We start from the raw sequence: 13,113 nt of genomic DNA, 5'->3' as shown, positions 1-13,113 counted from the left end.
GGCCATGGAATACGGCACCCCGGGCGGGCCGGTGGGGCAGTTCGCCGTGGCCGGCCGGATCCCGCTCGCCGTGGTCGTCGTCGACGGCGCGGGCCTCGTCTCGCACTGGAGCACCGGCGCACGGAAGCTGTTCGGGTACGCGAAGGAGACGGCCGTCGGAAGTCCGGCGGGCGACCTGCTTCCGGTGGCGGGCGCGATCCCCGGGGGACACGCGAACTACGGCGAGTACGACGGCCTGGGGCCCGACCTGGAGACCTCCCTCGACGGACACATCTCGTACCCGGCGGCCGGGCGCGCGCGGCTGTCCGTGCCCGGCGGCGAACAGCACCGGGTCGACGTCCTGTGGTGGGCGTACCCCCTCGTCGGCCCTGGGCCCGAGCGGCTGCTCGTGCTCGCGGCGGACGCCGACCGGCTGGCCGACGAGGACGACCGCGAGCCGGGACAGGTCGAGCGGATAGCACCGGGCTTCGCCCTGCACACGGACTTCCCCGGAGCGGACGAGCTGGCCGAACGGCTGCCCGAGATCCTGCCCAGCATGAGCGTGGGCGAGAGCTCCCGCATCGTGGCGCAGATCCTCGAACTGGGCTATCCCGTCCTGGAGTTCAGCAAGCACGACCGGGTGCCCGTCACACCGGACTGGGGCGTACCGCGGCGCGCCGAGCGCAAGGCGCGCAGGCTGCGCGCCCAGCAGGAGGCCGCCCACGGCGTCGCGCCGGGACCCGCCGCACCCGACGAGGTCGAGGACCTGGAGTACGCGGCGGTGCGCGAGCACCTGGAGTTCCTGAACGAGGTCAGCGGGCGCATCGGTTCCTCGCTCGACCTCTCGCAGACCATCATCGAGGTCAGCCGGGCCGTCGTGCCGCGGTTCACGGACGTCGCGGGCACGTACCTGCGCGAGCAGGTCGTCGCGGGCGAGGGCTTCCCGGAAGGGCCGCCGGACGAGACCACGATGTGGCACAGGGTCGCCCTTGAGCACACGGACGAGCCGGGCCGCTGGGACGACGTCGTACCCGTCGGCGAATCGATGCCGTTCCCGTCGCACACACCGTTCTTCCAGTGCATGACCTCCGGCGATCCGGTCCTCGTGCCGCGCATCACCGAGGAGATGGGCAACGCGATCGCCTCGCAGTTCGAGAAGCGCGACATCCGCCCGCTCATCAACCACCGCTCGATGCTCGTCGTACCGCTGAAGGCCCGCAATGTGGTGCTCGGATTCATGATCCTGCTGCGCCACCAGGAGCGGCCCGTCTTCAACGACATGGACCGCGTCACCGGCGCCGAACTCGCCGCCCGCGCGGGCCTCGTGCTCGACAACGCCCGCATGTACACCTACCAGGAGAGCGTCGCCGACACCCTCCAGGACAGCATGCTGCCGCACATCGAGCCGCGCATGACGGGCTGTGACATCGCCACCCGCTATCTGCCGGGCACCCTCCTCGGCCGGGTCGGCGGCGACTGGTTCGACTCCGTGAAACTGCCCGGATCGCGCACCGCGCTCGTCGTCGGCGACGTGATGGGCCACGGCCTCAACTCGGCCGCGATGATGGGGCAGATGCGCACCGCCGTGCAGACCATGGCCGCCCTCGACCTGCCGCCCGCCCAGCTCCTGCGCAACCTCGACGACCTGGCACAGCGGCTCGGCGAGCACTACCTCGCGACGTGTCTGTACGCGGTCTACGACCCCATCGCGAGCGAGCTGCACCTCGCCAACGCGGGACACATCCCGCCCGTCCTCGTCCGCGCCGACGACGGCCGCAGCGAACTCCTCGACCTGCCGACCGGGGCACCCATCGGCGTCGGAGGCGTGCCCTTCGAGGCGGTCACCGTCCGGGTGGCGCCCGGCGACCGGCTGCTGATGTGCACCGACGGCCTCGTCGAGGTCCGCGGCGAGGACATCGGCGTCGGACTCGCCACGCTCACCGAGTCCGCGGCCCACCCGGCCGCCTCCATGGACGACGCCTGTGACACCATCATCCGCGCCCTCAACACCCGCGGCGGACGCAAGGACGATGTGGCACTCCTGATGGCCCGCCTGAACGGCGTCGCGGACGAGGACGTCGCGCACTGGCGGCTCGCACTGGACCCGAGCGAGGTGAGCAGGGCGCGCGAACTGGTCCGCGACCAGCTGCGCACCTGGTCCCGCGACGCCCTGTCCGAGACCGCCGAGCTCCTGGTCAGCGAGCTGGTCACGAACGCCGTGCGGCACTCGCGCGGCGGCCGCGTCGACCTCCGCCTCGTCCGCTCAGGAGCCACCCTGATCTGCGAGGTCGAGGACGACGACCACACCCTGCCCACGCTCCTGAACGCGGGCCCCGGCGACGAGTTCGGGCGCGGACTGCGGATCGTCAGCGTGCTCGCCAAGGAGTGGGGGACCAGCCGTACGGCCTCCGGCAAGACCGTGTGGTTCGAGCTGGTGCCGCCTAGTAGGTGAGAACCCCGGGCGTCTCTCGGGGGCGTGCGATCGGCAGGGAACGCGTGAAGGCGCGGCGAATGATTGCGCCGGTGACTTGTCCGCGCACCCCGGGCGCGATAGACCGATCTTGCCGACGGCTTCGACGGTCGTCGTCACGACCCTGGGGAGCTGTCCATGAGTGTCACGAGTCGGTACAAGGAGGCGTGGGAGGGGTTCTGGCGGGATGCCCCCGACGAGGAGGGCGCCGTCTTCTGGGACGCCGAACCCGTGCTCACCGTCGGCATCCACCTCGCCCTCTTCGAGCCGCACATGACGGCCGCGGGCCTGCCCGTCGTGGACCTCGGCTGCGGCAACGGCACCCAGAGCCGCTTCCTCGCCGACCGCTACCCGCGCGTCCTGGGCGTCGATCTGTCGGCCGCCGCCCTGCGGCACGCACGGAACGCCGACCCGGCGGGGCAGGTGGAGTTCCGCCAGGTCGACGCGGCGGAGAAGTCCGAGGCCGAGCAGCTGCACGCGGAGCTCGGCGACGTGAACGTCTATATGCGCGGAGTGCTCCACCAGTGCGATCCCGATGACCGTCAGCCACTCGTCGACGGCATCGCGACGCTGCTCGGCGAGCGCGGCAGGGCGTTCGTCGTCGAGCTCGCCGAGACCGCGGGGGCGGTCCTCAGAGGCCTCGCCACGAGCCCGGAGGGCCCGCCGCCGAAGCTGGCGCCGGTCTTCTCGCACGGCCTCACGCCGGGCGAGGTCGCGGACGCCGCGGTGCCGGAGTACGTCACGGCGGCGGGCCTCTCGGTGCTCGCCGAGGGTGAACTGCCGCTGACCACCACCGAGTTCACCCCGGACGGCACCCGGATCGAACTGCCGTCGAAGTGGCTGGTGGTGGGGCGGGCGGGCTGACCTCAGAGGAGCGGGGCGGGCAGCGCGGTGACCACGGGGTGATCCGTGTCGAGGGGCCCGAGCCGGGAAGCACCGCCCGGCGAGCCGAGCTCGGCGAAGAACTCCAGGTCCGTCTTGCGGTAGTCCTGCCACTCGTCAGGAGTGTCGTCCTCGAAGAAGATGGCTTCGACCGGGCAGACGGGTTCGCAGGCACCGCAGTCGACGCATTCGTCGGGCTGGATGTACATCTTCCGCGCGCCCTCATAGATGCAGTCGACGGGGCATTCGTCGATGCAGGCCTTGTCCTTGAGGTCGACGCAGGGCTGGGCGATGACGTACGTCATGAGGATCGCTCCACGGTCCAGGTGTCATTGCCGGTGAGGAGGGTGGTGAGGTCGCCCTTGCCGTTCTGCTCGATGGCGGTGTCGAGCTGGTCGGACATCAGGGTGTCGTAGACGGGGCGTTCGACGTTGCGGAAGACGCCGATGGGGGTGTGGTGCAGGGTGTCCGGATCGGCGAGGCGGGACAGTGCGAACGCGAGCGTGGGCGAGGTGGAGTGCGCGTCGTGGACCAGGATCTGAGACTCGGTCTCGGAAGTGACCGGGACGACTTTGAGATCCCCGGTGGCCGCATCGCGCACGACGCCCTTGGAGCCCAGACCGTTTTCCAGGGGTGGGCCGAAGCGGATGGGCTGTCCGTGTTCCAGGCGGATGACGGCTTCCTCGGCCTGCTGCTTGTCCTTGAGGACTTCGAAGGCGCCGTCGTTGAAGATGTTGCAGTTCTGGTAGATCTCCACCAGGGCGGTGCCGGGGTGCTCGGCGGCCTCGCGCAGTACCGAGGTGAGGTGCTTGCGGTCCGAATCCACGGTGCGGGCCACGAAGCTGGCCTCCGCGCCGATCGCGAGGGACACCGGGTTGAAGGGTGCGTCGAGGGAGCCCATCGGCGTGGATTTGGTGATCTTGCCGACTTCGGAGGTCGGGGAGTACTGGCCCTTGGTAAGGCCGTAGATGCGGTTGTTGAAGAGCAGGATCTTCAGGTTGACGTTGCGGCGCAGGGCGTGGATGAGGTGGTTGCCGCCGATGGACAGTGCGTCGCCGTCGCCGGTGACCACCCAGACGCTCAGGTCGCGGCGTGAGGAGGCGAGTCCGGTGGCGATGGCGGGGGCGCGGCCGTGGATGGAGTGCATCCCGTAGGTGTTCATGTAGTACGGGAAGCGGGAGGAGCAGCCGATGCCGGAGACGAAGACGATGTTCTCCTTGGCCAGGCCGAGTTCGGGCATGAAGCCCTGCACGGCGGCCAGGACGGCGTAGTCACCGCAGCCGGGGCACCAGCGCACCTCCTGGTCGGACTTGAAGTCCTTCATGGACTGCTTGGCCTCGGCCTTGGGGACGAGGGTGAGTGCCTCAGCGGGCATGGAGGGCCTCCTTCAGGACGGTGGCGAGTTGCTCGGCCTTGAACGGCATCCCGTTGACCTGCGTGTGCGATACGGCGTCCACCAGGTAGGTCCCGCGGATCAACAGGGCGAGCTGGCCCAGGTTCATCTCCGGGATCACGACCTTGTCGTAACGCTCAAGGACCTCGCCCAGGTTGTGGGGAAAGGGATTGAGGTGGCGCAGATGGGCCTGGGCGATGGACAGGCCCTCGCGGCGCAGGCGGCGTACTGCCGCGGTGATGGGGCCGTAGGTCGAACCCCAGCCCAGGACGAGCAACTTGGCGTCGCCGGTCGCGTCGTCGACTTCGAGGTCAGGGACCTGGATGCCGTCGATCTTGGCCTGGCGGGTGCGGACCATGAAGTCGTGGTTGGCGGGATCGTAGGAGATGTTGCCGGTGCCGTCCTGCTTCTCGATGCCGCCGATGCGGTGCTCCAGGCCGGGCGTGCCCGGGATCGCCCACGGACGGGCCAGGGTCTGCGGGTCGCGCTTGTACGGCCAGAAGACCTCGGTGCCGTCGTCCAGGACGTGGTTGGGTCCTTGCGGGAACTGCACCAGCATCTCGGGCAGTTCATCGGCCTGCGGGATGCGCCACGGCTCGGAGCCGTTGGCCAGATAGCCGTCGGACAGCAGGAACACCGGTGTGCGGTAGGTGACCGCGATGCGGGCCGCCTCCAGCGCCGCGTCGAAGCAGTCCGCCGGGGTCTTGGGTGCCACGATCGGCACCGGTGCCTCGCCGTTGCGCCCGTACATCGCCTGGAGCAGATCCGCCTGCTCGGTCTTGGTCGGCAGACCGGTGGAAGGGCCGCCGCGCTGGATGTCCACGATCAGCAGCGGCAGTTCCAGCGACACCGCGAGCCCGATGGTCTCCGACTTCAGCGCCACACCGGGGCCGGAGTTGGAGGTGACGGCCAGCGAGCCGCCGAACGCGGCCCCCAGCGCGGCGCCGATCGCGGCGATCTCGTCCTCGGCCTGGAAGGTGCGTACGCCGAAGTTCTTGTGCCTGGACAGCTCGTGCAGGATGTCGGAGGCCGGAGTGATCGGATACGAGCCAAGGAACAGGGGCAGTCCCGTCTGGCGGCTCGCGGCGACCAGGCCGTAGGAGAGGGCGAGGTTCCCGGAGATGTTGCGGTACGTGCCGGCCGGGAAGGCTTCGGCCGCCGGAGCGACCTCGTACGAGACGGCGAAGTCCTCCGTCGTCTCGCCGAAGTTCCAACCCGCCCTGAAGGCAGCGACGTTCCCCTCGGCGATCTGCGGCTTCTTGGCGAACTTCGTCCGCAGGAACTTCTCGGTGCCCTCGGTCGGGCGGTGATACATCCATGACAGCAGGCCGAGCGCGAACATGTTCTTGCACCGGTCGGCGTCCTTGCGCGAGAGGTCGAACTCCTTGAGCGCCTCGACTGTCAGCGTCGTCAACGGCACCGGATGCACCCGGTACGCGTCAAGGGCGTTGCCCTCCAGCGGACTTGAGGCGTACCCCACCTTCTGGAGCGCTCGCGGCGTGAACTCGTCCGTGTTCACGATGATCTCCGCGCCCCGCGGCACGTCACCGAGATTGGCCTTCAGCGCCGCCGGGTTCATCGCGACGAGCACGTCCGGCGCGTCGCCCGGCGTGAGGATGTCGTGGTCGGCGAAGTGCAGTTGGAAGCTGGAGACTCCGAGCAGCGTTCCCGCGGGGGCGCGGATCTCGGCGGGGAAGTTCGGCAGGGTGGACAGGTCGTTGCCGAAGGATGCCGTCTCCGAGGTGAACAGATCCCCGGTGAGCTGCATGCCGTCGCCGGAGTCACCCGAGAACCGGATGATGACTCGATCGAGCCGCTCTGTCTGCTTCGTCACCGGCACAAGTCCTCTCTCGCTAGGGGTGGTTGGACGGTCGGACGGCTGTCCGAACCGCCACCCGGCCCGAGCGTAGAAGCGCCGTCAGGATATTTCAATAGGCGTTGAATTCATCCTGGGTCACCGGCCGACCGGCAACGTACCGCCGTTCGGGCGCCGGTCGGCCGTCGTTCGAGCGGCATTGGACCGGCACCGGATCCGCGGGCGGTCGCCGACGAGGTGGCGGCGCGGGGCGATGGCTGGACCGATGAACTCACTCTATGTAGACTTCATCGGCAGTTGAATTGATTCCGTGCGGGCTCGTGATCGAGAGGGGCTGGCGCAGTGGGGGACGAGAAGGGTGTGCCGAGCACGCGGGAGGCCATCATGCGGTCGGCCGCGGACCTCTTCGCCGAACAGGGATTCCGCAGGGCCTCCGTGCGCTCCATAGCCGCGAACGCGGGCTGCGATCCCGCCCTGGTCGGGCACTATTTCCCCTCCAAGGAGGCCCTGTTCACCGCCGTGGTGGCGGAGACGGTCCGGCCGGCCGAGGTGCTTCGCGAAGCCGTCGGGCGGCGCGATCCGGACGCCGCGGAGTGGCTGCTCCGCAACGCGGTGGCCGACTGGGACGACCAGGTGCAGCGCACGCGCATCCTCGGCGTCCTGCGGTCCGCGCTCGATCTGTCCGCCGCCGAGTCGCGGCTGCGGCAGTCGCTCGTGCCCGAGGGGGTCGCCGACGACGAGGACGGCGAGATGCGGCTCGCGCTGATCAGCAGCCTGTTCGTCGGCGTCGTGATGGCACGTCATCTTGAGCTGCTTCCGGCCGAGTTGGCGAAGGAGGGCGGCTCCGACGAACTCGTCCGCGCACTCATGCCGGTCGTCGCCGGCTATCTCGAGGCCGGGCGTTGATCCGGTCCGGCAGGCGCAAGGGACCGCAGCGAGCGTAGGGCGGCCCGTTTCGTGAGGTCTTTGCGTTCATAAACGCAAAGGCCCCCTTTGGCATGTCTCGGTCCGGGGTCTCTCGGCGCCGGTGGAATCAAGCCAACGTCTCGACCCGGCAACGTAACTGCGCCTCAAACCTCCCCACGCGGCATCGAGTTGAGCGGAGCCCGGATGTCCGGAAGCAGGCCTTCAGGGTTGCGTGAGGAAATTCAATGCTCGTAGACTTCATTGGACAGTGAATAATCCAGCAGGCCGCAGTCAGTGGGCCCGAGGAGGGAACATGGAAGCAATGAGTACCGATGTGAAGGCGGGGAATCCGCCGGGTACTTCGTCCGGGTCAGGGTCCGCCGGACACTCCGCGCGCTGGGTGGTCCTCGCGGTCACGCTCTCCGCGATCTTTATGCAGATGCTGGACACCACCATCACGATGGTCGCCCTGCCGTCGCTGCAGAGCGACCTGGGCGCCACCTTCGCCGAGATCCAACTGGTCGTCGCCGTCTACTCGTTGGCCTTCGCCTGTGCGCTGGTGACCGGTGGCAGGCTCGGCGACATCTACGGCCGCCGGAAGATCTTCCTCATCGGCATGCTGGGCTTCACCGCCGCATCGGCACTGTGCGGCGCGGCCCCCACGTCGACGTTCCTGATCGGATCCCGGGTACTGCAGGGCCTGTGCTCGGGCCTGATGTTCCCTCAGGTCCTCTCGATCATCCAGGTCACCTTCTCGACGCGTGAGCGCCCCAAGGCCCTCGCCATGTACGGGGCTTCGATCGGCCTCGGCACCGTGCTCGGGCCCGTGCTCGGCGGCTGGCTGATCGATCTGGACGTCCTGGGCACCGACTGGCGTGCGATCTTCTACGTCAACCTGCCCGTCGGCCTGGTGGCACTCGCACTCGGCCTCGCCAAGATCCCCGAGTCCAAGGCCGACGGCGCCCAGCGCCTCGACGTCGTGGGCGCGACGATCCTCTCCGCGGGACTCTTCAGCCTCATCCTGCCGCTGGTCATCGGCCGCGAGCACGACTGGCCGGCCTGGAGCCTCGCACTGCTCGGCCTCAGCCCGCTGATCCTGATCGGATTCGCGCTCTACGAGGCCAAGCTGTCGAACAACCCCGACAAGTCGCCGCTGGTGCCGATGAGACTGTTCAAGGAACGGTCGTTCTCGGTCGGGCTGCTGATCAGCGTCGTGTTCTTCGCGGGCATCCCGTCCTTCTTCATGACGTTCTTCATGAGCCTGCAGGTCGGGTTCGCCTACACACCGATCTCGGCGGGTCTGGTGAGCCTCGGCTTCGCCGTTCTCATCGCGGCCGGTTCGGCGCGCTCCACGGCCGTGGTCAAGAAGCTCGGCACCAAGACGCTCGCGCTCGGCACCGGTCTGCTGCTCGTCGGCATGACCGGGGTGATCGCGACCGTCCACTGGGCCGGATCGGACCTGCACGGCTACCAGCTGATCCCCTCGCTGATGGTGGCCGGCCTCGGCGGCGGCTTCTTCCTCGCCCCGTGCACCGGCATCATCCTGGCCGGCATCCGCTCCCGCGAGGCGGGCTCGGCGTCCGGCATGCTCGCCACCGTGCAGCAGGTCGGCATCGCGATCGGCATCGCGGTCGCGGGCATCCTCTTCTACGGATTCCTCGGCACGAACGCCGACGACTCCAGCCAGGCGGCCGTGTCCGCGCTGCGCAGCGACCTCACGGCGGCGGGTGTCGTCGACGGCCAGCAGGACAAGGCGGTCGCCGGATTCCAGACCTGCTTCCACGACCGCATGAACCAGAAGGACCTCACCGAGACACCGGAGAGCTGCGCGGCCATCGAGAAGGAGATGGCGAACAACCCGGCCCCGCAGGAGGTCAAGGACAAGGTGCGGGCCGCGGTCCTGGAGAAGGCGGTGCCCGAGGCGCGCAGGACCAACTTCAGCGAGAGCTTCGAGCAGGTCGTCTACTGGCAGATCGGCTGCTTCGGCCTCTCCTGCCTGCTCGTCCTCGCCCTGCCGAGGATCCGCCCGGAGGACGTCACGGACGTGCCCGGAGGCGCGTGACACCACCCTGAGGGACCGGATCCGGATCGGGGGCCGGGGGGAGACCCCGCGCCCCCGGTCCGCCGGGTCCCCGTCTGCGAAAGGAAGCCGCGGTGGACACCGTCGTGCCGGTTCTGTCGCTCGGCATCGTCTCGGCCCTCGCCTACGCCGCCGCTGCCGTCGTGCAGCGGCGGGTGGCGGCGCGAGGGGCCGGTGGTCTCTTCCGTACGGGGGCCTGGTGGGCCTCCGTCCTGTTCAACCTGTCCGGCGCGGCGCTCCACGTGGGGGCGCTGCGGCACGGACCGCTCATCACCGTCCAGACCCTCGGCGTCCTCACGCTCGTCGCGGCGCCCCTCCTGTCCGCCGCCGTCTCGCGTACGAGGATGACCTCGGCCCAGTGGGCCGGTACGGCGCTGACGGTGACGGGAGTCGCCGGGCTGCTCTCCCTCACCGGGTCCGCCGCCGCGAGCCGCACGCTGCGTACGCCGGAGGTGCTCGGCGTCATCGCCGCGACCGCGGTGGCCCTCGGCCTCGCCATGACGGCGGCGGCATTGTGCCGCGGCCGGGTCGGGCGGAGCCTCTGGTACGCGACCGCCGCCGGGATCGCCTTCGCCACCGCGTCGGCGCTGGCACAGACGGCCGTCCTGAAACTGTCCGGCGGCGACACCGCCGACTCTGCCGCGCTGCCGCTCTGGGTGGCCGTGGTCATCGTCGCGGTCACCGCGGGACTCGGGACGGCAGGGCTGATGCTCAGTCAACTCGCTTTCAGGGACAGCCTCGACGCGCCGCTCGCCACCGTCACGCTCGTCAACCCGGTCTTCGCGTCCCTCATCGGGACCGTCGTCCTGGGGGAGCGCGGGGTGTCCGGCCCCGCCGGCCTCCTGGCCGCGCTCGCCGCCGCGTACCTGGCGGGATGGGGCGTGCTCGTCCTCGCGCGGTCCGAGGCGGCCGTGCGGGAGCGGGAAACGCCGACGGACCTAGCCCTGCGCCAGCTTGTCGAAGTGCACATTGAGCGCGGGCACGAACCACGTGAGCAGGTCCTCGAAGTCGACCGAGGCCAGCGGCTCCACCTTGAGGACGTAGCGCAGCATCGCGAGACCCGCGAGCTGCGCGGACATCAATGAGGTGAACACCTCGGTGCGCTCGGTCACTTCGGGCACCAGCCGCAGCACGAAGTTCCCCATGCTGGACTCGATGCGGTCCCGGAACGTCCTCGACGTCGACTCGTCCGCCAGACCCGTGCGGTAGATGGCGACCATCGCGGGCCGCGTCGACTCGTCCTCCCAGAACGACAGGAACGTACGGGCGACCCACTCGGCGCGGTCCTCGGGGGCGGGCCGCGAGTCGTCGTCCGCCAGGGCGTCGAAGAGCGACGACACGCTCAGGCGGGAGTTGACCGCGGCGTGGAAGACGCCTTCCTTCGTGCTGAAGAAGTGGTGCACCAGGGCCGGATCGACACCGGCCTCGCCCGCGATCGCCCGGATCGTGGTGCCCGAGTAGCCCTTGGCGGCGAAGAGGTCGAGTGCCGCGGTGAGGATCTGGTCCTTGGTGCTGTTCTCCCCAGGGCGCCGGCCGCTGCGGGCCGACGGGGGGTGCCCGCCGCGCGTCGCGCTCCGCCGGCGCGGCTCGGCCTTCTCCGCGTAAGGGATCCCGTTACCGGCGTTCATAGGGGGCCCTCCGTCAGGTGTCCACGGCTCGCGGCGATCAAAGTTACCACCCATTCACGCACGGCTCGCTGGTTGGTGTAGAGCATCCCGGTACCCCGCGGGAGCGTCCAGAACGCGTCGGCTTCCAGGGGGAGTTGTTGGCCTGAACGCACCAACGGGCCGCCCCGCGAAGGGGCGGCCCGCCGACTGTTATTCGGTGACGCTCGGCTGGATCGTGGCGCCCTTGGTGAGCACCCTGCGTACCAGGTGCGGGGCCTTGCGCTTGGCCCACAGCAGGACCTTGACCCGCTTGAGCGGAGTGAAGTTGTAGTAGCGGTCGGACGGGTCGCCGAAGCCGAAGAGCGGCGGGATGAATGCCGCGCTCCGCATCTGGCCGAAAATCCGCTCGGCCGCGGCGCCCGCGGTGACGCGCTCGTCGGCGACCTGGCGCAGCAGCCGGTACGTGTCGTCGAACAGAACCCCGAAGCCCGGGTAGGCGGGGTACCACATGCCGTTGCCGCGGTAGCCCTCCAGCTCTGCCCACTGGTCGGCGGCGCCGGGCCTGGCGAGCGCGTCGTTGCGGGCCCGCTTGAGGGAGAGCGCGGCGAACATGGAATGCAGTAGCCAGACGCGGCAGAAGGCGTTCCACAGGCGGAAGTCGGTGGTGGCGGTGAGCGCCGTCTGGAGCAGACGGTCGCTGTGCTCGGTCAAGGACGCCTGGAAGGACTCAAGACCCCGGAAGCGCTCGACCGACCAGTCCCCGGCCTCGGCCGCGCCGAGGATGCTCACCGCCGCCTCATGCACCAGCTCGGCGGTGAGCGTGACGTCGCGGGACAGCGTGAAGTCGCAGCGGACCGCCGAGCGGTCGAGCACGACGAACCCCTCGCCCGCCGTGGCCGACGCGCCGTACTGCCACTGCTCGCCGCCGGACCAGGGGCGTACCGGCGTGGCCGCCGCGAACTGCCATTCCAGGTCCGGGAACTGGCGTATCAGATCCTTGAAGTCCGCGTCCGGTGACGCCGAACGCTGCGGCCACCGCTTGGCGTCCAGGCTCACCGACACGCTCGTCAGCGCCTGCTCGCCGCCCCGCTCCTCGCCGAAGGGGATCAGCTGCAGCCAGCCGCCGGGAAAGACCACCTGCGTGGTGCCCCCGGTCCAGGCGGTACCGCCGTCGCCGGGGTCCACCCGCCGCTCCAGCGGGCGCACGCCGCGCAGTTGCGCCGTCAGGACCCGCGACGAGTGGCGCAGCGGCCGCAGGGCGGTGCCCAGGCGGCGCAGCATCGGGGCGTCCGGGCCGGACATGTCGACCACGAACCCGGCCCGTACGGAGCGTCCGTCGGCGAGCTGGACGGTGAAGTCGCCGGGGCCGCCCCGTACGTCAGCCAGGGGCGCGCGGCTCGGCGGGACCTTGCTGCCGTACGCCACCGCGAGCTGGTGCACCCAGGCGTCGACGTCGGGCCGGTACAGATGCGATTCGCCGTGCTCGCTCGGCACGTTGAACTGCACCTTCTGGCGCGGACGCACCGGCTCGCCGGGACGTGCGTAGACGAAGCCGATGCTCTTCTTGACGCCGGACGTCCTGCGGATCTCCGGCGGCAGCTCCCCGAAGTGGCCGAGCGCGGAGAGCTCGGGGACGTCGAAGCGGCGGGCGAGCAGCTCGAAGACCTCTGCCGTGTACGGCACCGTGCTCTCGCCGGCGGGCGCGGTCGCGTCGTGCGGCGCGTCCACCAGGACGACGTCCACGCCCGCGCGGGCCAGGACGGCGGCCAGCATGCCGCCGCCCAGGTGGGCGCCGAGCACGGCCACCGTGTGGACCGGCCCCGGCTCCGGCGCCGGATCGTCGAACGGCTCGTCGGGGAGGGCCGACTCCGACGGCCCCACCGCGTCGGCACCCTCGCACCAGGCGGGGTCCGCCGGGAGCCCCGCGTCCGCCGGGACCCCCGCCCCGGCGCGCTTCTCCTCGTGTGGGTCAGACATCTT

Annotated in this window: 9 protein-coding genes; 4 read left to right on the top strand and 5 right to left on the bottom strand. The window is 70.1% G+C overall.

Going from position 1 to position 13,113, the window contains the following annotated elements; genetic code table 11:
• The first annotated feature begins 4 nt into the window (after positions 1-4).
• Both AB0E78_RS10640 and AB0E78_RS10635 read left to right on the top strand, forming a co-directional pair.
• Entirely contained in the window at positions 5-2,431 is a 2,427-nt protein-coding gene (locus AB0E78_RS10640) for a SpoIIE family protein phosphatase (RefSeq protein WP_361830339.1), read from the top strand.
• 156 nt (positions 2,432-2,587) lie between these two features.
• Positions 2,588-3,313: a class I SAM-dependent methyltransferase gene (locus AB0E78_RS10635; RefSeq protein WP_361830337.1), complete on the top strand. Its 726-nt coding sequence runs from the start codon at positions 2,588-2,590 to the stop codon at positions 3,311-3,313.
• Between the two features lie 2 nt (positions 3,314-3,315).
• On the opposite strand, the gene fdxA is transcribed toward AB0E78_RS10635, so the two are convergent.
• The 3 genes from fdxA to AB0E78_RS10620 are packed head-to-tail and all read right to left on the bottom strand — an operon-like array spanning position 3,316 to position 6,564.
• The gene (gene fdxA, locus AB0E78_RS10630) at positions 3,316-3,636 is read right to left on the bottom strand and encodes a ferredoxin (protein ID WP_361830335.1); all 321 of its coding nucleotides are present in this window, start codon (positions 3,634-3,636) and stop codon (positions 3,316-3,318) included.
• Entirely contained in the window at positions 3,633-4,706 is a 1,074-nt protein-coding gene (locus AB0E78_RS10625) for a 2-oxoacid:ferredoxin oxidoreductase subunit beta (protein ID WP_361830333.1), read from the bottom strand. Before AB0E78_RS10625 ends, fdxA begins: the two co-directional genes overlap by 4 nt.
• Positions 4,696-6,564, bottom strand: a complete 1,869-nt coding sequence (locus AB0E78_RS10620; RefSeq protein WP_361830331.1) for a 2-oxoacid:acceptor oxidoreductase subunit alpha — start codon at positions 6,562-6,564, stop codon at positions 4,696-4,698. Before AB0E78_RS10620 ends, AB0E78_RS10625 begins: the two co-directional genes overlap by 11 nt.
• A 318-nt stretch (positions 6,565-6,882) precedes the next feature.
• On the opposite strand from AB0E78_RS10620, the gene AB0E78_RS10615 reads away from it, so the two are divergent.
• Both AB0E78_RS10615 and AB0E78_RS10610 read left to right on the top strand, forming a co-directional pair.
• Positions 6,883-7,446, top strand: a complete 564-nt coding sequence (locus tag AB0E78_RS10615; protein ID WP_361830329.1) for a TetR/AcrR family transcriptional regulator — start codon at positions 6,883-6,885, stop codon at positions 7,444-7,446.
• Between the two features lie 313 nt (positions 7,447-7,759).
• Complete coding sequence (locus tag AB0E78_RS10610) at positions 7,760-9,508, top strand: MFS transporter (protein ID WP_361830327.1); 1,749 nt, start codon at positions 7,760-7,762, stop codon at positions 9,506-9,508.
• A 956-nt stretch (positions 9,509-10,464) separates the two neighbouring features.
• Here the strand turns inward: AB0E78_RS10610 and AB0E78_RS10605 are convergent.
• Both AB0E78_RS10605 and AB0E78_RS10600 read right to left on the bottom strand, forming a co-directional pair.
• Entirely contained in the window at positions 10,465-11,154 is a 690-nt protein-coding gene (locus AB0E78_RS10605) for a TetR family transcriptional regulator (RefSeq protein ID WP_361830325.1), read from the bottom strand.
• 189 nt (positions 11,155-11,343) lie between these two features.
• Positions 11,344-13,110, bottom strand: a complete 1,767-nt coding sequence (locus AB0E78_RS10600; RefSeq protein WP_361830323.1) for a hypothetical protein — start codon at positions 13,108-13,110, stop codon at positions 11,344-11,346.
• Positions 13,111-13,113: the final 3 nt, after the last annotated feature.

Origin of the sequence: Streptomyces sp. NPDC032198 (genome assembly GCF_040636975.1) — a bacterium.
In the GTDB taxonomy this organism is placed as follows: Bacteria; Actinomycetota; Actinomycetes; order Streptomycetales; family Streptomycetaceae; genus Streptomyces.
The sequence above is the reverse complement of the archived record's forward strand: the minus strand, read 5'-3'. Positions and strand labels throughout refer to the sequence as shown.

Coding starts and splice junctions, on each gene's coding strand:
- AB0E78_RS10640 (WP_361830339.1), top strand. CDS start 5: ATGGAATACGGCACCCCGGGCGGGCCGGTGGGGCAGTTCGCCGTGGCC.
- AB0E78_RS10635 (WP_361830337.1), top strand. CDS start 2,588: ATGAGTGTCACGAGTCGGTACAAGGAGGCGTGGGAGGGGTTCTGGCGG.
- fdxA (WP_361830335.1), bottom strand. CDS start 3,636: ATGACGTACGTCATCGCCCAGCCCTGCGTCGACCTCAAGGACAAGGCC.
- AB0E78_RS10625 (WP_361830333.1), bottom strand. CDS start 4,706: ATGCCCGCTGAGGCACTCACCCTCGTCCCCAAGGCCGAGGCCAAGCAG.
- AB0E78_RS10610 (WP_361830327.1), top strand. CDS start 7,760: ATGGAAGCAATGAGTACCGATGTGAAGGCGGGGAATCCGCCGGGTACT.
- AB0E78_RS10605 (WP_361830325.1), bottom strand. CDS start 11,154: ATGAACGCCGGTAACGGGATCCCTTACGCGGAGAAGGCCGAGCCGCGC.
- AB0E78_RS10600 (WP_361830323.1), bottom strand. CDS start 13,110: ATGTCTGACCCACACGAGGAGAAGCGCGCCGGGGCGGGGGTCCCGGCG.